Origin of the sequence: Streptomyces sp. NPDC127097, from assembly GCF_042724075.1 — a bacterium.
Classification (GTDB): domain Bacteria; phylum Actinomycetota; class Actinomycetes; order Streptomycetales; family Streptomycetaceae; genus Streptomyces.
The window spans coordinates 43701-65351 of record NZ_JBHXFI010000034.1 but is presented as its reverse complement, the minus strand read 5'-3'; the positions used below and the strand labels follow the sequence as shown (position 1 = coordinate 65351).

Genomic DNA, 21651 nt, shown 5'->3' with positions numbered 1-21651 from the left:
ACCGGCTCATTCGGTACGGCGCCGGATCTTGTTCCCGAGCCACACCAGCGGGTCGTACTTGCGGTCCGCGGCGCGCTCCTTCAGCGGGATCAGCGCATTGTCGGTGATCTTGATGTTCTCGGGGCAGACCTCGGTACAGCACTTGGTGATGTTGCAGTAGCCCAGCCCGTGCTCGTCCTGCGCGGTGGCCTTGCGGTCGATCCCCGACGCCGGGGCCGCGTCCAGCGGGTGCATATCGAGCTCGGCGATCCGCATCAGGAAGCGCGGACCGGCGAACGCCGCCTTGTTCTCCTCGTGGTCACGCACCACATGGCAGGTGTCCTGGCACAGGAAGCACTCGATGCACTTACGGAACTCCTGCGAGCGGCCGACGTCCTCCTGCTGCATCCGGTACTCACCGGGCGCCAGCTCCGCGGGCGGCACGAACGACGGGATCTCGCGGGCCTTGGCGTAGTTGAAGGACACATCGGTGACCAGGTCACGGACGACCGGGAAGGCCCGCAACGGGGTGATCGTGAGGGTCTCCGTACGGTCGAAGACCGACATCCGGGTCATGCACATCAGCCGCGGCCGCCCGTTGATCTCCGCGCTGCACGAACCGCACTTGCCCGCCTTGCAGTTCCAGCGCACCGCGAGATCGGGCGCCTGGGTCGCCTGGAGCCGGTGCACGATGTCCAGCACCACCTCGCCCTCGTGCACCTCGACGGTGAAATCCGCCAGCTCCCCGGCGTCCGCGTCGCCCCGCCACACCCGGAAGTGCGCCTGGTAGCTCCCGGCCTGCTGCTCTGTCTGCGCCTGGCTCACCGGCTCAGCTCCTCGTCGGTCAGATACTTCGCCAGCTCGTCCTTCTCGAACAGCTCCAGCAGATCGCGGCGGATCGGCGGGTTCTCCCGGCGGGACAGCCGGATCTGGCCCAGCGCCGGGTCAGCGGCCCGGGAATCGCCCTGCGGATCGGCGAGTTCACAGACCAGGTTGAGCCGGCGCCAGTGCCGGTCCATCGCCGGATGATCGTCGCGGGTGTGCCCGCCCCGGCTCTCCTCGCGCTCCAGCGCCGCCCGCGCCACACACTCGCTGACCAGCAGCATGTTCCGCAGATCGAGCGAGAGGTGCCAGCCCGGGTTGTACTGCCGGTGCCCCTCGACGCCGGCCCGCCGGGCCCGTACCCGCAGATCGGCCAGCCGCTTGAGCGCCTCGAACATCTCGCTCTCCTTGCGGATGATGCCGACCAGGTCGTTCATCGCCTGCTGGAGCTCCTGGTGCAGGGTGTACGGGTTCTCCGCCGGGACCCGGCCGGCGTCCGTTGCACCCCCGGTGGCCTCGGTGTCCTCGGCGCTGAACGGGCGCAGCGCCTCCGCCTCCGCCGCGTCGATCTGGACCGGATCGGGCGCCGGCCGGTCGGCCAGCGACGCCGCGTACTCGGCCGCGTGCAGCCCGGCCCGGCGGCCGAAGACCAGCAGGTCGGACAGCGAGTTGCCGCCCAGCCGGTTGGACCCGTGCATCCCGCCGGCCACCTCACCGGCCGCGAACAACCCGGGCACCCCGGTCGCCGCCGCGGTGTCCGGATCGACGTCCACACCGCCCATCACGTAGTGACAGGTCGGGCCGACCTCCATCGGTTCGGCGGTGATGTCCACATCGGCCAGTTCCTTGAACTGGTGGTGCATCGAGGGCAGCCGGCGCTTGATCACCTCGGCCGGCATCCGGGTGGAGACATCCAGATAGACGCCGCCGTGCGGGGAGCCGCGGCCCGCTTTGACCTCGGCGTTGATGGCCCGCGCCACCTCGTCGCGGGGCAGCAGCTCGGGCGGGCGGCGGTTGTGCTCGGGGTCCTCGTACCAGCGGTCGCCCTCGTCCTCGGTCTCCGCGTACTTCTCCTTGAAGACGTCCGGGACGTAGTCGAACATGAAGCGCTTGCCGTCGCTGTTGCGCAGCACCCCGCCGTCGCCGCGGACGGATTCGGTGACGAGGATGCCCTTCACCGACGGCGGCCAGACCATGCCGGTGGGGTGGAACTGCACGAACTCCATATTGACCAGCGGCGCCCCGGCCAGCAGCGCCAGCGCATGGCCGTCGCCGGTGTACTCCCAGGAGTTCGAGGTCACCTTGAAGGACTTGCCGATACCGCCGGTGGCCAGCACCACCGCGGGCGCCTCCAGCACGAAGAAGCGGCCGGACTCCCGCTCGTAGCAGAAGGCGCCGGACACCCGGTCGCCGTCGGGGGACTTCAGTACCCGGGTGACCGTGCACTCCTGGAAGACCTTCAACCGGGCGTCGTACGCGCCGAATTCCTTCTCGTCCTCCTGCTGGAGCGAGACGATCTTCTGCTGGAGGGTGCGGATCAGCTCCAGGCCCGTACGGTCGCCGACATGCGCCAGCCGCGGGTACTCATGGCCGCCGAAGTTGCGCTGGGAGATCCGGCCGTCGGCGGTGCGGTCGAAGAGCGCGCCCCAGGTCTCCAGCTCCCACACCCGGTCGGGCGCCTCCCGGGCGTGCAGCTCGGCCATCCGCCACTGGTTGAGGAACTTGCCGCCGCGCATGGTGTCCCGGAAGTGGACCTGCCAGTTGTCATGCTCGTTGGCGTTGCCCATGCTGGCCGCGATACCGCCCTCGGCCATCACCGTATGGGCCTTGCCGAACAGGGACTTGCAGATCACGGCCGTCCGCATACCGGCTTCGCGGGCCTCGATCGCGGCCCGCAGTCCGGCGCCGCCGGCGCCCACCACGACCACGTCCCATGCCTGCCGGTCCACATGCGCCATCAGGGGGCACACCTTTCCTTAGGAGTTGTTGTCGTCAGAAGAAGCGCGGGTCGGCGAACGCCCCGCTCGCCAGCAGGAAGACATAGAAGTCCGCGGCGGCCACGCTGATCAGCGAGGACCAGGCGAGCACCATGTGCCGCTCGTTGAGCTTGCCGACCCAGCCCCACATCCGGTAGCGCACCGGGTGCTTGGAGAAGTGCCGCAGCCGGCCGCCGATGATGTGCCGGCAGGAGTGGCAGGAGAGGGTGTACGCCCAGATCAGCACGATGTTGACGAGGAAGATGAGGGAGCCCAGGCCCATGTGGCCCCAGGCGTAGTGCTCGTCACGGAAGGTCAGCGCGGTGTCGTAGGTCAGCACGCCGGCCACCAGCACCGCGAAGTAGAAGAAGTAGCGGTGGATGTTCTGGAGGATCAGCGGGAAGCGGGTCTCACCGGTGTACTTCTTGTGCGGTTCGGCGACCGCGCAGGCCGGCGGCGAGGCCCAGAAGCCGCGGTAGTAAGCCTTGCGGTAGTAGTAGCAGGTCAGCCGGAAGCCCAGCGGGAAGATCAGGATCAGCAGGGCGGGGGACAGGCCCCACCAGCTGCCGAAGAGCTCCCAGTTGGGGCCGCCGCGCATGGTGTGGCAGTTCTCCGCCAGACAGGGCGAGTAGAACGGCGAGACATAGGGCGCGGCGTAGTAGTCGGCGTTCGCGAAGGCCCGCCAGGTCGAGTAGACGATGAAGGCGAGCAGCCCGGCGGCGGTGCAGGCCGGCGCCAGCCACCAGCGGTCGGTGCGCAGATGACGGGCGGGGATGGCGGCGCGCGAGGCGGCGTGCACGCCGGTCGCGCCCGCTTGCGATGAGGGTTCGGTGCCAGTGGCCAACGTCGGTCTCCGTGAAGGGCGCTCCGGCCGAATGCTCCATGCTTCCACCGGGGCGGCAACGGGGTAGGGGTCTGAGTGGGGCGAAGCCACCCCCTAGGGGTCCTCCACCAGGGGTTTTCCCCTACGGCGCGTGGCCGTTCCTGGACCCGAGGCCCTCGTCCTGGGCGTCGGTCCACAGCGCGGAGTTGTAGGGGGCGTCGGAGATCGGCACCATCTCGACCTCGGGCGTGCGCCGGTGGGCGGGGGGAGCGGCCGCCACGCTCTGCTTCAGCAGGGTGAGACTCTCGCGCAGATGGTCGGTGTCCGTACGGACCCGGCGGATGTCCAGGCCGGCGCCGAGCTGCGTCTCCAGTTTTCCCACCGACCGGATCAGGTCGTCCAGGCTGCGCTCAACCGCCGTCATTGCGTCCTGTAGGGACATATAACGTGCCCTCACTTTTGAAGGTGTGGTGGGCGATCTCATGCGCCCGAGAGTGTCGCGCGTCACAGTAGGCGTTGGGAAGGGGTCCAGCGCGATTACGACTCGAACCGGTACGTTCCGGCAACCATGCGCCCCGGCGTAGGTCGAACGCCGTTACGAGAGCGGGCGGCGGCGGACGGCGGCCCGCACCCCCGCGAACCCCGCCGTGACCCGCCCCGGGGCCCCTGTGTTGGGCCGGGCGGGTGGCCTTGGCGCGGTGGCCGCCGTGTCGGACTGCCGGTCCGGGCGCGGTCGCTTTCAGTAGGGGGGCCATAGATGTGATGAGCCGCAAAATCGGCCGAACGTGGTGCGCCGGTCAGCCCCAGGCGGTGCTCGGCGCGGCGCGGGCGAGCCCGGAGGTAACCGTCATGACCGACCACGATCACCTTGCAGGCCGCCGCGCGGTGTGCCGCGGACGCCGCTGTGCCGCGCTCATCGCGGCGGGGGTGCTGCTCCCGCTGCCGGCCCTGACCGGATGCAGCGAGGACGACCGGGAGGCGTCCGTCGCGGCGTCCCAGGACATCGCCCCGGCACCTCGCGGCGACCTGAAGAGCGGCGGCACCCTGCGCTGGGCCGTCGATGCGATGCCCGGCACCCTCAACGCCTTCCAGGCCGACGCCGACGCGACCACCGCGCGGATCGCCGGTGCGGTGCTGCCCAGCATGTTCACCATCGACGCGAGCGGCAGACCGCAGCGCAACGCCGATTTCCTCGACGCAGCGGACGTCAGCAGCCGGGACCCCAAGCAGGTCGTCACCTACAAGATCAACCCCAAGGCGCGCTGGAGCGACGGCACGGCGATCACCGCCGCCGACTTCGTCGCCCAGTGGACCGCGCTGCGCGGCAAGAACAACGCCTACTGGACCGCCCGTAACGCCGGCTACGACCGGATCGGCAAGGTCGCCCAGGGCGCGAACGCCCATGAGGTCAAGGTCACCTTCGCCCGCCCCTACGCCGACTGGCGGTCCCTGTTCACACCGCTCTACCCCAAGAGCGTGATGGGCAGCCCCAATGCCTTCAACGACGGCGCCCGGGAGCAGCTCAAGGTCGGCGCCGGCCCGTTCCTCGTCCGGGAGCGGGACGCCAAGGAGGGGCGCGTCGTCCTCGTCCGCAACCCGGGGTGGTGGGGCGACCGCGCCAAGCTCAAGCAGATCGTGTTGCAGTCCCTGCCCGGCGACAAGCGGGCCGCGGCACTGGCCGAGGGGAGCGTCGATGTCGCCGCGGTCGACCAGATCGCCGCGAAGCGGGTCGCCTCCGCCCGGCGGCCGGCCGATGCCGGCTCGCCCGGGACGCGCGCCGACGGCCACGCGGGCCCGCAGGGCGACGGCGCCCGTGCCGGCGCCAGGGCCGCCGCGGCGGAGAACACCGCCCTGCGCGGCTACACCATCCGCAAGGCCCTGGAGCCCGCCTACACCCAGCTCGCCCTCAACGGCAGCAGCGGGCCGCTGGCCGACGACCGGGTGCGCCGGGCGGTGGCCCGTGCCCTGGACCGGCAGGCGCTCGCGGACACCGTCCTCAAGCCGCTCGACCTGCCGTCCAAGCCGCTCGGCAGCCATCTGCTGATGGCCGGGCAGTACGGCTACGCCGACCACAGCGCCGCGCTCGGCGAGCCGGACTCCGGGGCGGCCAAGGCGCTGCTCGCGGACGCCGGCTGGAAGAGCGACGGCGCCGACCACCAGCAGGCCGGCGAGAATCGCGGCGCACCGGCGCCCGACGGCTACCCGGACGAGGACGGCGAGGGGCGGCCGGACGACCGGTACGCCGAGGACGGCTACCGGGACGACTCCGCGGAGGACGGGCCGGACGGCTCCGACGACCGCAACCCGGCCCGCGCCGGCCGCGGCCACGCCGGTGCGCCCGGCCGCGGTGACCGGCCCGCCGCCGCCGAGGCCCCGCTGTCCTTCACCGGCGCGGTCGGCTCGGAGGTCCAGCAGTCCGCCCTGCTGCGGCAGAGCGCCTCGTTCTACAAGCAGGCGGCCGCCAGTGAGAAGGCCGACGCGGACGGTGACACCGATTCCGCGGCGTACGCCAAGTACAAGCGCTACAAGAAGCGGGCGGCGGAGGCGCTCGGTGCCGCCGAGCGGGTCGAGACCGGACAGACCGGGCAGCTGCCGGGGTCCGGCGGGCACCCGGGGGCCCGGCACGCCGCCGTCGAGCGCGCCGCCGACGCCGTGGCCGCACCGCAGCCGGCCGACGGCAAGACGTCCCGGATCGCCGCCGTCAAGAAGAACGGCAAGCCGCTCACCCTGCGCTTCGTGCTCCCCGACGGCGCCGGCTCCGAGCAGCTGCGCACCGTCGGACGGCGGATCGCCTCGATGCTCGGCAAGATCGGCGTCCAGACCTCCCTCCAGCGGGTCTCCGACGCCAGCTACTTCCAGGACCACATCGCCTCCGGTGACTACGACCTGGCGCTGTACTCCTGGCCCGGCACCGCCTACCCGGCGACCGACGCCCGCCCGATCTACGCCAAGCCGCAGCCCGCGCCCGACGGCTCGCTGACCGTCGAGCAGAACTACACCCGGGTCGGCACCGACCACATCGACCAGCTCTTCGACCAGGCCGCCTCCGAGCTGGACGAGGGCGCCTCGCACACGCTGGTGGCGCAGGCCGACGCCCGGATCTGGGCGGCCGCCGGTTCGATCCCGCTCTACCAGCGGCCCGAGCTGGTGGCCACGAAGAAGTCGCTCGCCAACGTCGGCGCCTTCGGCTTCGCCACGCCCCGCTTCCAGGACATCGGCTACCAGAAGTAGGGGTGGAGTCCGGGCGAATAAATGGTAAGAATCCGCAGGTCATAGCGCATATGTACGGGCCGCGGCGGCCAATGCCGCCGCGGCCCCGTACGATGGGGTGAGGCCGTGGCTTCGTTATGCCCGGCGGGCGCGCGTACCGAATGGACGCGTCGCCACCCACGATTCCGGGAGAAGCGCCGCCAGTATGCCCACCCGCCACGACATTCGTAACGTCGCCATCGTCGCCCACGTCGACCACGGGAAGACCACCCTCGTCGACGCCATGCTCAAGCAGGCCGGTTCGTTCGCCGAACACGCCGCCGAGAAGCTCGACGACCGGATGATGGACTCCAACGACCTGGAGCGTGAGAAGGGCATCACGATCCTCGCCAAGAACACGGCGGTGAAGTATCACCCCAAGGACGGCGGGGACCCGATCACGATCAACATCATCGACACCCCCGGCCACGCCGACTTCGGTGGCGAGGTCGAGCGCGGTCTGTCGATGGTCGACGCGGTCGTCCTGCTGGTCGACGCCTCCGAGGGTCCGCTGCCGCAGACCCGCTTCGTGCTCCGCAAGGCCCTCGCGGCCCGTATGCCGGTCATCCTGTGCATCAACAAGACCGACCGCCCCGACTCCCGGATCGACGAGGTCGTCAACGAGACCTACGACCTGTTCCTGGACCTGGACGCGGACGAGGACCAGATCGAGTTCCCGATCGTCTACGCCTGCGCCCGTGACGGCGTGGCCTCGCTGACCAAGCCGGCGGACGGCACCGTCCCGGCCGACAGCACCAACCTGGAGCCGTTCTTCACCACGCTCCTGGACTCCGTCCCGGCCCCCCAGTACGACGCCGACGCCCCGCTCCAGGCGCACGTCACCAACCTGGACGCGGACAACTTCCTCGGCCGTATCGCGCTGCTCCGCGTCGAGCAGGGCGAGCTGGCCAAGGGCCAGAGCGTCGCGTGGATCAAGCGGGACGGCACCATCGCCAACGTCCGCATCACCGAGCTGATGATGACCGAGGCGCTCACCCGCAAGCCCGCCGAGAAGGCCGGCCCCGGTGACATCTGCGCGGTCGCCGGTATCCCCGACATCATGATCGGCGAGACGCTGGCGGACCCGGAGAACCCGGTCGCGCTGCCGCTGATCACGGTCGACGAGCCGGCGATCTCCATGACCATCGGTACCAACACCTCGCCGCTGGTCGGCCGGGGCGGCACCGGCAAGGGCGCGGACGCCAAGGCCGCGGTCAAGGACCGCAAGGTCACCGCCCGCCAGGTCAAGGACCGCCTGGAGCGCGAGCTGATCGGTAACGTCTCGCTGCGCGTCCTGGAGACCGAGCGTCCCGACGCCTGGGAGGTGCAGGGCCGCGGTGAGCTGGCGCTGGCCATCCTGGTGGAGCAGATGCGCCGGGAGGGCTTCGAGATGACCATCGGCAAGCCGCAGGTGGTCACCAAGGAGGTCGACGGCAAGACGTACGAGCCCGTCGAGCGCATGACCATCGACGTGCCCGAGGAGCACATGGGCGCCGTCACCCAGCTCATGGGTGTCCGCAAGGGCCGGATGGACAACATGTCCAACCACGGCTCCGGCTGGGTCCGGATGGAGTTCGTCGTCCCGTCCCGCGGCCTGATCGGCTTCCGTACGGAGTTCCTGACCAACACCCGCGGTACCGGTATCGCGCACTCGATCCACGAGGGCCACGAGCCGTGGTTCGGCACGCTCACCACGCGTAACAACGGCTCCCTGGTCGCCGACCGCTCCGGTGCCGTCACCGCCTTCGCGATGACGAACCTCCAGGAGCGCGGTGTGCTGTTCACCGAGCCCGGCACCGAGGTGTACGAGGGCATGATCGTCGGCGAGAACTCCCGCGCCGACGACATGGACGTGAACATCACCAAGGAGAAGAAGCTCACCAACATGCGCTCCTCCTCGGCCGACTCGTTCGAGGCGATCGTGCCGCCGCGCAAGCTGTCGCTGGAGCAGTCCCTGGAGTTCTGCCGCGACGACGAGTGCGTCGAGGTGACCCCGGAGGCCGTGCGTATCCGCAAGGTCGTCCTGGACCAGAAGGAGCGCGGCCGCACGGCTTCCCGCGCGAAGCGCTAAAGGACCGCGCCGAGCGGTAACGGCTGCCGCCGGTATCCCGGCCCGAAACGATGGGGCGTCCCTCTGTGCGAGGGGCGCCCCTTCGTCGTCGGTGGCCGGCCGGCCCGTGCCTCGCATGGAGGGAACTCCGGGGCGCCCCCGCTCCCTCCCCGATCGGGCATCCGAGGGGTTTCTCAGGGTTGCGGAGCACTGGTGGACGCCGCCGGAGTGCGGTGTGTCCTGCTGTGCGGTCTTATGTGGCCCTAGGCATGATCCCGGAGCTGAGGAGGCGTCATGCGGAGAGCCACGTGCGCGAAGTGGGGCGCATGCGCCGTCACCGTCGCCCTCGTGGCCACGGGGTGCGGGGGAGGGAGCGCCGCGGACCGTTCCGGGGTCGTCAGCGCGTCCTGGGGAGACCCGCAGAATCCGCTGGAGCCGGCGAACACCAATGAGGTCCAGGGCGGCAAGGTCCTGGAAATGCTGTTCCGGGGGCTCAAGCGCTACAACCCGAAGACGGGCGCCGCGGAGAACGTCATCGCGGACCGCATCGAGACGAAGGATTCGCAGAATTTCACGGTGACCTTGAAGGACGGATGGACCTTCAGCAACGGGGAAAAGGTCACCGCCAAGTCCTTCGTGGACGCCTGGAATTATGGCGCTCTGTTGAGCAACAAGCAGAAGAACGCACCGTTCTTCCAGTACATCGACGGCTTCGCCCAGGTGCATCCGGACAAGGGGAGCCCGCAGGCCAAGACCCTGTCGGGGCTGGCGGTGAAGGACGACCGGACCTTCACCGTCAAGCTCAACCAGAAGTTCTCCAGCTGGCCGGACACCCTGGGCTATTCGGCCTTCATGCCGCTCCCGCAGGCGTTCTTCCGGGACCATGACGCCTGGATCGAGAAGCCGGTCGGAAACGGGCCGTACACCGTGGACTCCTACGAAAAGGGGTCGGTGCTGCGGATGCGGAAGTGGGACAAGTATCCGGGGGACGATCCGGCGCGTAACGGCGGAATCGATCTGCGGGTCTATACGGACAACAACACGGCCTATACCGATCTCCAGGCGGGCAATATCGACCTGGTCGACGATGTGCCGGCCGCACAGCTGAAGAACGTCCGGGCGGATCTGGGCGGCCGCTACATCAATCAGCCGGCCGGGATCATCCAGACCCTGGCCTTTCCCATGTACGACAAGCGGTGGGCGCGGCCGGGCGCGGAGAAGGTGCGCCGGGGCCTGTCGATGGCGATCGACCGGGACCAGATCACCCGGGAGATCTTCCAGAGGACCCGCACGCCCGCCACGGACTGGACCTCGCCGGTGCTCGGACCGGAGGGCGGCTACAAGGCCGGGCTGTGCGGCGAAGCGTGTGAGTTCAACGCGGCCAGGGCGAAACAGCTGATCAAGGAGGGCGGCGGACTCCCCGGCGGCAGCATCACCCTCGCGTACAACGCCGATACGGGCTCCCACAAGGACTGGATCGATGCCCTCTGCAACAGCATCAACAAGTCGCTGGGAGAGGACCAGGCATGTGTCGGGGCCCCCGTCGGCACGTTCGCCGACTTCCGCAACAAGCTCACCGCCCGGCGGATGAACGGGCCGTTCCGGGCCGGCTGGCAGATGGACTATCCACTGATCCAGAACTTCCTCCAGCCGCTGTACTACACCAACGCCTCCGCCAACGACGGCAAGTTCAGCAATGCCTCCTTCGACAAGCTGGTGAACCAGGCGAACGCGGAAACGGACCAGAAGAAGGCCGTCACGACGTTCCAGGACGCGGAGAAGATCCTCGCCGCCCAGATGCCGGCCATTCCGCTCTGGTACCAGAACGGCAGCGGCGGCTATTCGGAACGGATCAGCAATGTCGCCCTGAATCCGTTCAGCGTGCCGGTCTACAACGAGATCAAGGTCAACTGACCGTGCCCACGGGCCGCGGGGCGAGGAAGGCCGGTGCATCATGGGCCGCTATGTGATCCGCCGGCTGCTCCAGATGATCCCGGTGTTCATCGGCAGCACCTTCCTCATCTTCTTCATGGTGTACGCCCTCGGTGACCCGGTGGCCGCGATGTTCGGCGACCGGGCCCCCGACCCCGCCACCGCCGCCCGGATCCGCCGCGACCTCTACCTCGATGAACCGCTGTGGAAGCAGTATCTGCACTACATGGGGCAGATCTTCCAGGGGAATTTCGGCACCGCCTTCAACGGCCAGTCGGTCACCGAGCTGATGGCCGCCGCCTTCCCCGTCACGCTCCGGCTGACCCTGGTCGCCGTCGTCATCGAGATGCTGGTGGGCATCGTGCTGGGGGTGTTCAGCGGACTGCGGCGCGGCCGGGACATCGACACCACGGTGCTGGTCCTTACCCTCGTCGTGGTGTCCATCCCGACCTTCGTCAGCGGATATCTGCTCCAGTTCCTGTTCGGGGTGCGGTGGGCCTGGGCCGCGCCGTCCGTCGCCCCCGAGGCGCCGCTCAACGAACTCCTGCTGCCGGGGCTGGTGCTGGCGCTGGTCTCGCTCGCCTACGTCACCCGGCTGACCCGGACCTCGATCGCGGAGAACGCCCGCGCCGACTACGTCCGCACCGCCGTCGCCAAGGGCCTGCCCCGGCACCGCGTCATCACCCGCCATCTGCTGCGCAATTCGCTGATCCCGGTCGTCACCTTCATCGGCACGGACATCGGCGCCCTGATGGGCGGCGCGATCGTCACCGAGCGCATCTTCAACATCCACGGCGTCGGATACCAGCTCTACCAGGGCATCCTGCGGCAGAACTCGCCGACCGTCGTGGGCTTCGTGACGATCCTGGTGCTGGTCTTCCTGCTCGCGAACCTCCTCGTCGACCTGCTGTACGCCGTCCTCGACCCGAGGATCCGCTATGCCTGAGTCCTACGTCCCCAAGGAAGCCATCGGCCACGGCGACGGCGGCTCCGCCGCACTGGCCATCGGCGAGGCGGAGTCGCTGGAACGGCGGCCCGGTGCGGCCCCGCCCGGCGCCGGCCCGCCCGGAGCCCCCGTCGGCAAGCCGCGCAGCCTGTGGAGCGACGCCTGGCACGACCTGTACCGCAACCCGGTCTTCGTGCTCTCCGCGCTGGTCATCGTCTTCCTGGTGGTCATCGCGATCTGGCCGCAGCTGATCGCCACCGGCAACCCCTACCGCGCCGACCTCGCCAAGGCACAGCAGGGCTCCCAGCCCGGCCACCCCTTCGGCTTCGACACCCAGGGCCGGGACGTCTACACCCGGGTCGTCTACGGCGCCCGTGCCTCCATCACCGTCGGTGTCTGCGCCACGACCGGTGCGGCGCTGCTCGGCGGCCTGCTGGGCGGACTGGCCGGGTTCTTCGGCGGCTGGGGCGACACCCTGCTCTCCCGGCTCGCCGACATCTTCTTCGGCATCCCGGTCATCCTCGGCGGCCTGGTGTTCCTCTCCATGGTCACCAACACCACGGTCTGGCCGGTGGTCGGCTTCATCGTGCTGCTCGGCTGGCCGCAGATCTCCCGTATCGCCCGCGGCTCCGTCGTCACCGCCAAACAGAACGACTACGTCCAGGCCGCGCGGGCGCTGGGCGCGGGCAACCGGCGGCTGCTGCTGCGGCATATCGCGCCGAACGCCGTCGCGCCGGTCATCGTCGTCGCCACCATCGCCCTCGGCACCTTCATCGCGCTGGAGGCGACGCTCTCGTACCTGGGCGCGGGCCTGAAGCCGCCCACCGTCTCCTGGGGCATCGACATCTCCACGGCCTCCACCTACATCCGCACCGCGCCGCACATGCTGCTGTGGCCCGCGGGCGCGCTGAGCATCACGGTGCTGGCGTTCATCCTGCTCGGCGACGCGGTACGCGACGCCCTCGACCCCAAGTTGCGCTGAGGAGCCGGACGATGACGAACGAGGACGCGCGGTCCGCGGGCGCCGGTACGGCCCTGCTCGACGTGCGGGACCTGCGGGTCGAGTTCCGTACCCGGGACGGCGTGGCCAAGGCCGTCAACGGCGTCAGCTACCGCGTGGCGCCCGGCCAGACGCTGGCGGTGCTCGGCGAGTCCGGCTCCGGAAAGTCCGTCACCGCCCAGGCCGTGATGGGCATTCTCGACTCGCCGCCGGGCCGCGTCACCGGCGGCGAAGTCGTCTTCCAGGGGCGCGATCTGCTCACCCTGCGCAAGGACGAACGGCGCAAGATCCGCGGCGCCAAGATGGCGATGATCTTCCAGGACGCGCTGTCCGCGCTGAACCCGGTCCTCAGCGTCGGCGCCCAGCTCGGGGAGATGTTCCAGGTCCACGAGGGGATGTCCCGTAAGGACGCCCGCGGCAAAGCGGTGGAACTGATGGAGCGGGTCGGTATCCCGGCGGCCAGGGAGCGGGTGGGCGACTATCCGCACCAGTTCTCCGGCGGGATGCGCCAGCGCATCATGATCGCGATGGCGCTGGCCCTCGGCCCGGACCTGATCATCGCGGACGAGCCGACCACGGCACTGGACGTCACCGTCCAGGCGCAGGTGATGGACCTGCTGGCCGAGCTCCAGCGCGAGCTGACCATGGGACTGATCCTGATCACCCACGACCTGGGGGTGGTCGCCGATGTCGCCGACACGATCGCGGTGATGTACGCCGGCCGGATCGTCGAGACCGCCTCCGTCCACCAGCTCTACCGGGCCCCCGCCCACCCGTACACCCGCGGCCTGCTGGACTCCGTCCCCCGGCTGGACCGGAAGGGCCGCCGGCTGTACGCGATCCAGGGCCTGCCACCCAGCCTGACGGCCATTCCGCCCGGCTGCCCCTTCCACCCGCGCTGCCCGCTGGCCCAGGACATCTGCCGCACCGATCCGCCGCCCCTGTACGACGCCGGCCCCGGCCGGGCCAGCGCCTGCCACTTCTGGAAGGAGACCCTCGATGGCGCACGATGACGGCGGCGGCCCGGCGGCCGCCCCAGGGCCCCCGATCCTGGAGATCCGCGACCTGGTCAAACACTTCCCGCTCACCCGGGGGGTGCTCTTCCGGAAGCAGGTCGGCGCGGTCAAGGCCGTCGACGGGGTCTCCTTCGACCTCCACCAGGGGGAGACGCTCGGTATCGTCGGCGAATCGGGCTGCGGCAAGTCCACCGTCGCCCGGCTGCTGGTCGGGCTGGAACGTCCGACGTCCGGTCAGATCCGTTACCGGGGCGAGGACATCAGCACCCTCTCGGCCCGCGCGCTGAAGGCCGTACGCCGCAACATCCAGATGGTGTTCCAGGACCCCTACACCTCCCTGAACCCCCGGATGACCGTCGGCGACATCATCGGCGAGCCCTACGAGATCCACCCCGAGGCGGCCCCCAGGCGGGACCGCCGCAGAAAGGTCCAGGAACTCCTGGAAGTGGTCGGGCTCAACCCCGAGTTCATCAACCGCTACCCGCACCAGTTCTCCGGCGGCCAGCGCCAGCGCATCGGGATCGCCCGCGGTCTGGCGCTGCGCCCGGAGATCATCGTCGCCGATGAGCCGGTCTCCGCGCTGGACGTCTCGGTCCAGGCGCAAGTGGTCAATCTGCTGGAGCAGTTGCAGCGGGAGTTCGCGCTCTCGTACGTCTTCATCGCCCACGATCTGTCCGTCGTACGGCACATCTCCGACCGGGTCGCGGTGATGTACCTGGGCCGGCTGGCCGAGACCGGCACCCAGGAGCAGATCTACGACCACCCCACGCACCCGTACACCCAGGCCCTGTTGTCCGCCGTGCCCGTCCCCGACCCGGACGCCCGCACCCACCGGGACCGCATCCTGCTGGCGGGCGATGTCCCGTCACCCGCGAACCCGCCCTCCGGCTGCCGCTTCCGCACCCGCTGCTGGAAGGCCCAACAGCTGTGCGCCGACGTCGTACCGCCGCTGGACGTGCCCGCCGAGTTCCGCGGGACGGCGAGCCCGGCCGGGCACGCCTCGGCCTGTCATTTCGCCGAGGAGCGGCACGTGGTGCCGAGCGAGTAGCCGTACGGGCCGACGGCCGTGCGCGGCCCCCGGGGGCGCGGACGCCGAGAGCCCGCCTCCCCTCAGGGGAAGCGGGCTCCGGCTCCGGACGGAGGGCTACTTGTCCGTGTCGCTGTCCTCGGCCGCCGCGGACTCCTCGATCGCGGCCAGCGCCGGGTCGAGGATGATGTCCTCGCCGCGGGCCGCGGTCGTCGGCTCCTCGGGGAAGTGGCAGGCGGTGAGGTGCCCGGCCTCGTTCCCGCCGATCCGCACGAGCGGCGGCTCCTCGGTGGCGCACTTGTCCTGCGCCTTCCAGCACCGCGTACGGAACCGGCAGCCGGAGGGCGGGTTGACCGGGGAGGGGACGTCACCGGCGAGGCGGATGCGCTCGCGGTCCTCCTCCTCGTCCTCCACCAGCTTGGCCTCGGGCACCGCCGAGAGCAGCGCGTGGGTGTAGGGGTGGCGCGGCCGCTGGTAGATCTCGTCGCGGGTGCCGACCTCGACGATCTTGCCGAGGTACATCACCGCGACCCGCTCGCTGAAGTGCCGCACGATCGCCAGGTCATGGGCGATGAACAGGAACGCGATGCCCAGTTCCCGCTGGAGCTTCTGGAGCAGGTTGACGACCTGCGCCTGGATCGAGACATCGAGCGCGGAGACCGGCTCGTCCGCGACGATCAGCTTCGGCTCCAGGGCGAGCGCCCGGGCCACCCCGATGCGCTGGCGCTGACCGCCGGAGAACTCGTGCGGGAAGCGGTTGTAGTGCTCCGGGTTGAGACCGACGGTCTCCAGGAGTTCCTGGACCCGCTTCTCCCGGCCGCCGGGCGGGTTGATCCCGTTGATCTCCATCGGGCCGCCGATGATGGTGCCGACGGTCTGCCGCGGGTTCAGCGAGGCATACGGGTCCTGGAAGATCATCTGGATCTCGGAGCGGATCGGTGCCAGCTCCTTGCGGCCCGCGTGGGTGATGTCCCGGCCCGCGTAGGTGATCTTGCCGGAGGTCGGCTCCATGAGCCGGGTGAGCAGCCGTCCGGTGGTGGACTTGCCGCAGCCCGACTCACCGACCAGACCGAAGCTCTCACCGGCGTGCACGGTCAGGTCGATGCCGTCGACCGCCTGGACCGCGCCGACCTTCCGCTTGAACGGGAAGCCGCCGTGGATCGGGAAGTGCTTGGTGAGGCCCTCGGCGGTGAGCAGCGGCTCGCCCGGGGCGGGCGCGGCGTCACGGGGCGCCGGGAGGGTGACGTTCTCTGCCATGGTGATAGCTCCCTAGCCCAGCCGGGGCTTGATCTGCTCGGTGAAGAGGGTCTGCTTCTGCTCGGCGCTCAGGTGGCACGCGGCGGCGCGCCCCAGCTCCAGCAGCGGCCGCTCGTCGGCGCAGCGGGCGCCGCCGACCTCGCCGGTGAAGCCGCAGCGCGGGTGGAACCCGCAGCCGGAGGGCGGGGTGAGCAGGCTCGGCGGCGTCCCGGGGATCGGGTGCAGCTCCTCGTGGACGTCCGAGCTGAGCCGGGGCATGGAGCTCAGCAGGCCCCAGGTGTACGGGTGCTGCGGCCGGCCGAGGATCTCCTTGACGGAGCCCCGCTCGACGGCCCGGCCCGCGTACATCACCAGCAGGTCGTCCGCGACGTCGGCGACCACGCCGAGGTCGTGGGTGATCAGGATGATCGCGGAGCCGAACTCCTGCTGGAGGTCCTTGAGGAGGTCCAGGATCTGCGCCTGGACGGTGACGTCCAGGGCGGTGGTCGGCTCGTCGGCGATCAGCAGCTCGGGGTTGCAGACCAGCGACATGGCGATCATCGCGCGCTGGCGCATACCGCCGGAGAACTGGTGCGGATAGTCGTCCACCCGCAGATTGGGCTGCGGGATACCGACCTTGGTCAGCATCTCGATGGCGCGCTGCCGGCCCTCGCGCTTGCTGGCGCCGGTGTGCTTGATGAACGGCTCCGCGATCTGCCGGCCGACCGTGTAGTACGGCGACAGGGCGGTCAGCGCGTCCTGGAAGATCATGGCCATCTTGTTGCCGCGGAGCTTCTCCAGGGTCTTCTCCCTGGCCCCGGTCAACTCCTGGCCGTCCAGCGTGATTTCGCCGGTGATCTCGGTGCTCTTGGGGTTGTGCAGCCCCAGCACGGCGAGGTTGGTGACGGACTTGCCGGATCCCGATTCGCCGACGATGCCGAGCGTCTGCCCGCGTTCGAGGTCGAAGGAGAGGCCGTCGACCGCCTTGACGATGCCGTCCTCGGTGGAGAACCGGACATGCAGGTCGCGGACGGAGAGGAAGGGGTCCGATCCGGTCGGGACCGGCGCGTCCTCGGTCTTGGTGAGTGTGGTCACTTGGGCTCTCCTAGGACAGGCGCACGCGCGGGTCGATGAGGGCGTACGTCGCATCCACGATGATGTTGAACACCAGGATCAGCGCGGCGCTGAAGATCAGCACGCCGAGGATCATGGGCAGATCGAGGGTGATGACGGAGTTGATGGCCAGCCGGCCGAGGCCCGCCAGTGAGAAGGTGTACTCGGTGATCATGGCGCCGCCGAACAGCGAGCTCAGGTCGATGCCGAGGATCGTGACGATCGGGATCAGCGAGCCGCGCCAGGCGTAGCGGAGGAAGACGTAGCGCGCCGGCATGCCCTTGGCCTTGGCGGTGCGGACGTGCTCCTCCTGGAGCTGCTCGATCATCGTCGAGCGCGACATACGGGTGTACTGGGCGGTGAAGATCGTCGACATCACCAGCCACGGCAGCAGCAGGCCCATGAACCAGCCGCCCGGGTTGCTGGTGAGCTCCACGTACTTGGGGGAGGCCATGAGGCCGCTGTAGACGAAGATGCCGAGGACGATCGGGCCCAGGATGTAGATCTGCACCGAGCTGAGCACCATGGACGCGCCGGTGACCGTCTTGTCGAGCACCGAGCCCTTCTTCCAGGCGGCGAGCAGACCGGCACCGAGGCCGATCACCAGGAACGCGACCGCGCCGCCGACGGCCAGCGACGCCGTGGTGGGCAGCCGGTCCATCATCGTCGCCCAGACGTCCTGCTTGGTGGCGAAGGAGTAGCCGAAGCAGGGGGCGCTACAGTGCCCGACCGAGTAGTCGCGGCCCGCGAAGATGCCGACGAGGAAGTCCCAGTACTGCGTCGGCAGGGGCTTGTCGAGACCGAGGTTCTGGTGGATCAGGGCCACGTTGTCGGCGGTGCAGTTCTTGCCGCACGCCATCATGGCCGGGTCACCCGTGGAGAAGAACACGAAGAACGTGAAGGCGCTCAGCAGGAGAAGGATGACGACCGCGCCGAAGATCCGGCGGAATAGAAAGGGAAGCATGGCAGTTCGCTGCTCTCAGGACGGCGGCTGTGGGGAGTGACGGAGTGGCGGGGAAGGCCCCGGAGAGCGCGCGCTCCGCCGTGCCGCGCGCTCTCCGGACCGCTTCCGGTGCTTGCTTCTGTGTGCGTCTTACTTCTTGAGGAACAGCGTGTTCAGGTCCAGGTAGTTGGTGTCGCTGTTGTAGCGGGTACCACCCACGTTGGAGCCGTACAGCTGGAGCGTCTTGGTGTAGAAGACCGGGGCGGCCGGGTTGACCTTCTCCACGATGTAGCGGTGCAGCTTCTGCCACTCCGCGGTCTGCTGCTTGATGTCCGTGATCTTCTCGATGCGGTCGATCTCCTCGCTGACGTGCTTGTCACGGATGTGCGAGTAGTTGGCCGCGCCGTCCTGGATCTGACGGGGGTCGTACGACGGCGGGATGACGGTGGAGGCGTCCGCCCAGTCCTGGCCCCAGCCGGTCATGTAGATGTCGAAGCCGTTGTCGACCTTGCCCATCTGCTGGTACCAGGAGGCCGCGTCGACCTCCTTCTTCTGGACGTCGAAGCCGGCCTTGTTCAGGGCGTCCTCGATGACCGCGGCTTCCTTCTGGCGGATCTCGGTGTTGGAGTAGGCGTAGACGAGCTTCATGCCCGTCTTGCCGGCCTCCTTGAGGAGCTTCTTGGCCTTCTCCGGCTCACCGTTGGGGTGCGTGAGCTTGCCGTAGGGGTCGTAGCCCTTCACGTAGCCCGCGACGGTCGGGGCGAGCAGACCGCCGGCGACCTCACCGCCGTAGCTGCCGCCGTTGATGCGGACGATCTGGGAGTTCGGCATGGCGTAGGTGATCGCATCGCGGATCTTCTTGTCCTTGATGCGGTCCATGTTCATGTTCATCTGCCAGACGTAGGGCTGGTAGCCCTGCACCAGGCGCTTGCTGGCGCTGGGGTTGTCCAGCACCTGCTTGGTCTGCGTCGGCTCCACCGCGTTGGTGAAGCTGATCGCGTTCTTGGCCTCACCCTGGTCGGCCAGCAGCCGCTTGGTGGAGTCCGAGAACTGGTGGTTGAAGGTGATGTCGAAGCCGTCGACGTACTGGTGGCGCGCCGGGTCCGTCTTCGGGTCCCAGTTGGTGTTGCGCACCAGCTTCGCGGACTTGCCCTCCTTGAAGGAGGCGAACTTGTACGGGCCGGCGCAGACCGGCTTGACGTCGTAGTTCTCCTTGGTGTCCTTCGCGCCCTCGGGGACGACGCTGTAGCCCGCCATGGCGAGCGCGTAGGGCACCTGCGACTGCGGCTTCTTGAAGTGGAAGATGACGGTCTTGTCGTCCGGGGTGTCCAGCACCGTCTTGGGCAGGTGGTCACCCTTGTACGGACCGTCCGGCAGCGCCTTGCGGTACGTGGTGCCCGCGCCCGACAGCCAGGTCTGCATGTAGGTGGGGCCGTCGGTGATGAACTTGGCGTACATCCGCTCGAAGGTGTGGCGGATGTCCTTCGAGGTGATCGGCTTGCCGTCCTCGAACTTTATGCCGTCCTTGAGCGTGTACTTCCACGTCTTGCCGCCGTCGGACATCTGGCCCGCGTCGGTGGCGAGGTCGCCGACGACCGTCTTCTTGCCCGCGTCGTCCTGCTTGTACGTGGTCAGACCACGGAAGATCAGCTTGGACAGGTCACCCAGGTCGCTGACGTACATCTGCGCCGGGTCCAGGTGGTTGAAGCTGTCACGCTGGAAGACGCGCAGGGTGCCGCCCTTGCGGGCGCCCTTGACCTCGGTTGCCGGGCCGGTGGAGTCGGCGGCGGTGCCGAGCGCCACGGCCTTGGCCTGCGCGGCGGCGTCCTTGTCCGTCTGGGACTTGTCCTTGCCGCTGCTGCCGCCGCTGCTGCATCCGGTGAGCGCGAGCGAACCGGCCGCCAGGGCCACGATCACGGCGCGTGCTCTGCGCGTAGATAGTGCGTTCATGAGGTTCCAGCACCTGCCTGTCGGTTGTTGTCCAGATGTGCTGCCTGACGCAACCGGTACGAGCCCGGCCCGGGGGTGACAGCTCCCCCCTCAAATGGACGATCAGCGCCCGGACTTGGGGTCGAAGGCGTCCCGGACCGAGTCCCCGAGCAGGTTGAAGCACAGCACGAAGATCACCATCGCGGCGCCGGGGAAGAGAAGGAAGGTCGGGTCGTTCTCGTAGACCATGCCGGCCGTGTGGAACAGCCGCCCCCAGTCCGGAGTGGGTTCCATGATGCCGACGCCCAGGAAGGACAGGCCGGCCTCCGCCGTGACGAACAGCGGGAGCATGTAGGTGGCCTGCACCAGGATCGGCGTGACCACGTTGGGCAGCAGTTCCTTGCGGATGATGCGCCAGGGGGAGGCACCGGTGATCTTCGCGGCCTCGACGAACTCCCGCTCACGCAGGGACAGCACCTGGCCGCGCAGCAGCCGCGCCAGACCCATCCACCCCAGCGCCCACTGCACCAGGATGAGCGCCACCACACGAACGTAGGTGGGGGTCTCGTCGCCCGGCGGGATGAAGAACGCCACGACCACGGGCATGAAGGCCACGAAGGTCAGCTGGCTGGGGAAGGCGAGCAGGAAGTCGATGACCCGGCCGAGCCAGTAGTCGGTCTTGCCGCCCACATAGCCGGCCGTGACGCCCAGGAGCGTGCCGGTGATGACCACCAGGATGGTCACCGCCACCGAGATGCCCAGGGACGTCCGCATGCCGTAGATCAGGGAAGTGAACAGATCGCGGCCGAGGGCCGGTTCGATGCCGAACCAGAAGTCCCCGGAGATACCGCCGTTGGCACCCATCGGATAGCCGAACTCATCGAAGAGGCTCGGGTCCTCGTTGCCGTAGAAGGTGTAGGGGTTCTTGCCGTACAGCGAGGCGATCACCGGAGCCAGCGCGGCCACGACGAAGAAGGCCAGCACAACGACCGCGCAAATGACGCCCGTGCGGTCGCGCTTGAAGCGTCGCCACATCAGTTGGCCGGGGGAACGGCCAACGAGCTCACCGTCCTTGCCGTCCTTCGTCTTCTTCAGACCCTTGGCATCAAGTCCGGGTGGATCGGACGTGGTTGCCGCGGTCTGGGATGGACTAGTCATCGCGAAGTGCCCCCGCGCCGAGTTCTCTTGGAGAGTGAAGCGGCACCTGGTCGCACCGCTGGATGAGCGGACTTTCGCAAGTGATTTATGGCGGAGTCAAGGGGATCGGGTGTGCTCGTGAACAGGTCGTCTACTTCTTGAGCGAAGATTGCGCAGATCGACGCCCGGGCGTGCTTGACAGGGGTCCGGGATATGCGGCATGGGAGACATATCGCCATCAACTTCTTTAACATGAAGGCAACTTCACTGTCGCAACACCGATATACGGACGCGCCATGATGAACAACGTACGGCCGTGCGGGTGCCGTAGACCGGCCGGGACGCCAGACGGTGCCCCGGCCGGTCGCTGCTTTGTCCGGGTTTCACCGGTCGCCCCGGCCGGCTCTGTTGTGGCCGGGCCGGGACTCGAGTAGACCTGCGGGGGCACCTCCTGTGCGGGGTGCCATGGACGA

General features: G+C 69.0%; 16 protein-coding genes. 7 read left to right on the top strand and 9 right to left on the bottom strand.

Annotated features, from left to right (window positions below; all coding sequences use genetic code 11):
• Positions 1-6 precede the first annotated feature (6 nt).
• From ACFWJW_RS24300 to ACFWJW_RS24285, 4 genes are all read right to left on the bottom strand, one after another.
• A complete protein-coding gene (locus tag ACFWJW_RS24300; protein ID WP_387245111.1) occupies positions 7-804 on the bottom strand; it encodes a succinate dehydrogenase/fumarate reductase iron-sulfur subunit in 798 nt (265 codons plus the stop codon).
• Positions 801-2759, bottom strand: coding sequence for a fumarate reductase/succinate dehydrogenase flavoprotein subunit (locus tag ACFWJW_RS24295; RefSeq protein ID WP_387245108.1), 1959 nt, complete (start codon positions 2757-2759; stop codon positions 801-803). Before ACFWJW_RS24295 ends, ACFWJW_RS24300 begins: the two co-directional genes overlap by 4 nt.
• 34 nt (positions 2760-2793) lie before the next feature.
• Entirely contained in the window at positions 2794-3621 is an 828-nt protein-coding gene (locus ACFWJW_RS24290; RefSeq protein WP_387245105.1) for a hypothetical protein, read from the bottom strand.
• A 121-nt stretch (positions 3622-3742) separates the two neighbouring features.
• Positions 3743-4042 (bottom strand): hypothetical protein, encoded by a 300-nt coding sequence (locus ACFWJW_RS24285; protein ID WP_042148165.1) that lies wholly within the window; start codon positions 4040-4042, stop codon positions 3743-3745.
• A gap of 407 nt (positions 4043-4449) precedes the next feature.
• Here ACFWJW_RS24285 and ACFWJW_RS24280 point away from each other — a divergent pair, with 407 nt between their 5' ends.
• The 7 genes from ACFWJW_RS24280 (at position 4450) to ACFWJW_RS24250 (ending at position 14841) form a co-directional block, all read left to right on the top strand.
• On the top strand, positions 4450-6831 hold the full coding sequence (locus ACFWJW_RS24280) for an ABC transporter substrate-binding protein (protein WP_387245102.1): 2382 nt from the start codon (positions 4450-4452) through the stop codon (positions 6829-6831).
• A 184-nt stretch (positions 6832-7015) separates the two neighbouring features.
• Entirely contained in the window at positions 7016-8920 is a 1905-nt protein-coding gene (gene typA, locus ACFWJW_RS24275) for a translational GTPase TypA (protein WP_387245099.1), read from the top strand.
• Positions 8921-9193: 273 nt separating this feature from the next.
• The gene (locus tag ACFWJW_RS24270) at positions 9194-10813 is read left to right on the top strand and encodes an ABC transporter substrate-binding protein (protein WP_387245096.1); all 1620 of its coding nucleotides are present in this window, start codon (positions 9194-9196) and stop codon (positions 10811-10813) included.
• Between the two features lie 40 nt (positions 10814-10853).
• Positions 10854-11777, top strand: coding sequence for an ABC transporter permease (locus ACFWJW_RS24265; RefSeq protein WP_387245093.1), 924 nt, complete (start codon positions 10854-10856; stop codon positions 11775-11777).
• Positions 11770-12759, top strand: coding sequence for an ABC transporter permease (locus ACFWJW_RS24260; protein ID WP_387245090.1), 990 nt, complete (start codon positions 11770-11772; stop codon positions 12757-12759). Before ACFWJW_RS24265 ends, ACFWJW_RS24260 begins: the two co-directional genes overlap by 8 nt.
• 11 nt (positions 12760-12770) lie before the next feature.
• Positions 12771-13790 (top strand): ABC transporter ATP-binding protein, encoded by a 1020-nt coding sequence (locus ACFWJW_RS24255; RefSeq protein WP_387245087.1) that lies wholly within the window; start codon positions 12771-12773, stop codon positions 13788-13790.
• Positions 13777-14841: an ABC transporter ATP-binding protein gene (locus ACFWJW_RS24250; protein WP_387245084.1), complete on the top strand. Its 1065-nt coding sequence runs from the start codon at positions 13777-13779 to the stop codon at positions 14839-14841. Before ACFWJW_RS24255 ends, ACFWJW_RS24250 begins: the two co-directional genes overlap by 14 nt.
• A 96-nt stretch (positions 14842-14937) precedes the next feature.
• On the opposite strand, the gene ACFWJW_RS24245 is transcribed toward ACFWJW_RS24250, so the two are convergent.
• From ACFWJW_RS24245 to ACFWJW_RS24225, 5 genes are all read right to left on the bottom strand, one after another.
• On the bottom strand, positions 14938-16077 hold the full coding sequence (locus tag ACFWJW_RS24245; protein ID WP_387245082.1) for an ABC transporter ATP-binding protein: 1140 nt from the start codon (positions 16075-16077) through the stop codon (positions 14938-14940).
• A 12-nt stretch (positions 16078-16089) separates the two neighbouring features.
• Positions 16090-17151 (bottom strand): ABC transporter ATP-binding protein, encoded by a 1062-nt coding sequence (locus ACFWJW_RS24240; RefSeq protein WP_387245079.1) that lies wholly within the window; start codon positions 17149-17151, stop codon positions 16090-16092.
• 10 nt (positions 17152-17161) lie between these two features.
• Positions 17162-18133, bottom strand: a complete 972-nt coding sequence (locus ACFWJW_RS24235; RefSeq protein ID WP_387245076.1) for an ABC transporter permease — start codon at positions 18131-18133, stop codon at positions 17162-17164.
• Between the two features lie 129 nt (positions 18134-18262).
• Complete coding sequence (locus ACFWJW_RS24230; protein WP_387245073.1) at positions 18263-20062, bottom strand: ABC transporter substrate-binding protein; 1800 nt, start codon at positions 20060-20062, stop codon at positions 18263-18265.
• A gap of 102 nt (positions 20063-20164) precedes the next feature.
• Positions 20165-21199, bottom strand: a complete 1035-nt coding sequence (locus ACFWJW_RS24225) for an ABC transporter permease (protein ID WP_387245070.1) — start codon at positions 21197-21199, stop codon at positions 20165-20167.
• Positions 21200-21651 lie beyond the last annotated feature (452 nt).

Bases quoted from the DNA above. Each gene is read 5' to 3' on its own strand.
- ACFWJW_RS24295 (WP_387245108.1), bottom strand. From the start codon at position 2,759: ATGGCGCATGTGGACCGGCAGGCATGGGACGTGGTCGTGGTGGGCGCC.
- ACFWJW_RS24285 (WP_042148165.1), bottom strand. From the start codon at position 4,042: ATGTCCCTACAGGACGCAATGACGGCGGTTGAGCGCAGCCTGGACGAC.
- ACFWJW_RS24280 (WP_387245102.1), top strand. From the start codon at position 4,450: ATGACCGACCACGATCACCTTGCAGGCCGCCGCGCGGTGTGCCGCGGA.
- typA (WP_387245099.1), top strand. From the start codon at position 7,016: ATGCCCACCCGCCACGACATTCGTAACGTCGCCATCGTCGCCCACGTC.
- ACFWJW_RS24270 (WP_387245096.1), top strand. From the start codon at position 9,194: ATGCGGAGAGCCACGTGCGCGAAGTGGGGCGCATGCGCCGTCACCGTC.
- ACFWJW_RS24265 (WP_387245093.1), top strand. From the start codon at position 10,854: ATGGGCCGCTATGTGATCCGCCGGCTGCTCCAGATGATCCCGGTGTTC.
- ACFWJW_RS24260 (WP_387245090.1), top strand. From the start codon at position 11,770: ATGCCTGAGTCCTACGTCCCCAAGGAAGCCATCGGCCACGGCGACGGC.
- ACFWJW_RS24255 (WP_387245087.1), top strand. From the start codon at position 12,771: ATGACGAACGAGGACGCGCGGTCCGCGGGCGCCGGTACGGCCCTGCTC.
- ACFWJW_RS24250 (WP_387245084.1), top strand. From the start codon at position 13,777: ATGGCGCACGATGACGGCGGCGGCCCGGCGGCCGCCCCAGGGCCCCCG.
- ACFWJW_RS24245 (WP_387245082.1), bottom strand. From the start codon at position 16,077: ATGGCAGAGAACGTCACCCTCCCGGCGCCCCGTGACGCCGCGCCCGCC.
- ACFWJW_RS24235 (WP_387245076.1), bottom strand. From the start codon at position 18,133: ATGCTTCCCTTTCTATTCCGCCGGATCTTCGGCGCGGTCGTCATCCTT.
- ACFWJW_RS24230 (WP_387245073.1), bottom strand. From the start codon at position 20,062: ATGAACGCACTATCTACGCGCAGAGCACGCGCCGTGATCGTGGCCCTG.
- ACFWJW_RS24225 (WP_387245070.1), bottom strand. From the start codon at position 21,199: ATGACTAGTCCATCCCAGACCGCGGCAACCACGTCCGATCCACCCGGA.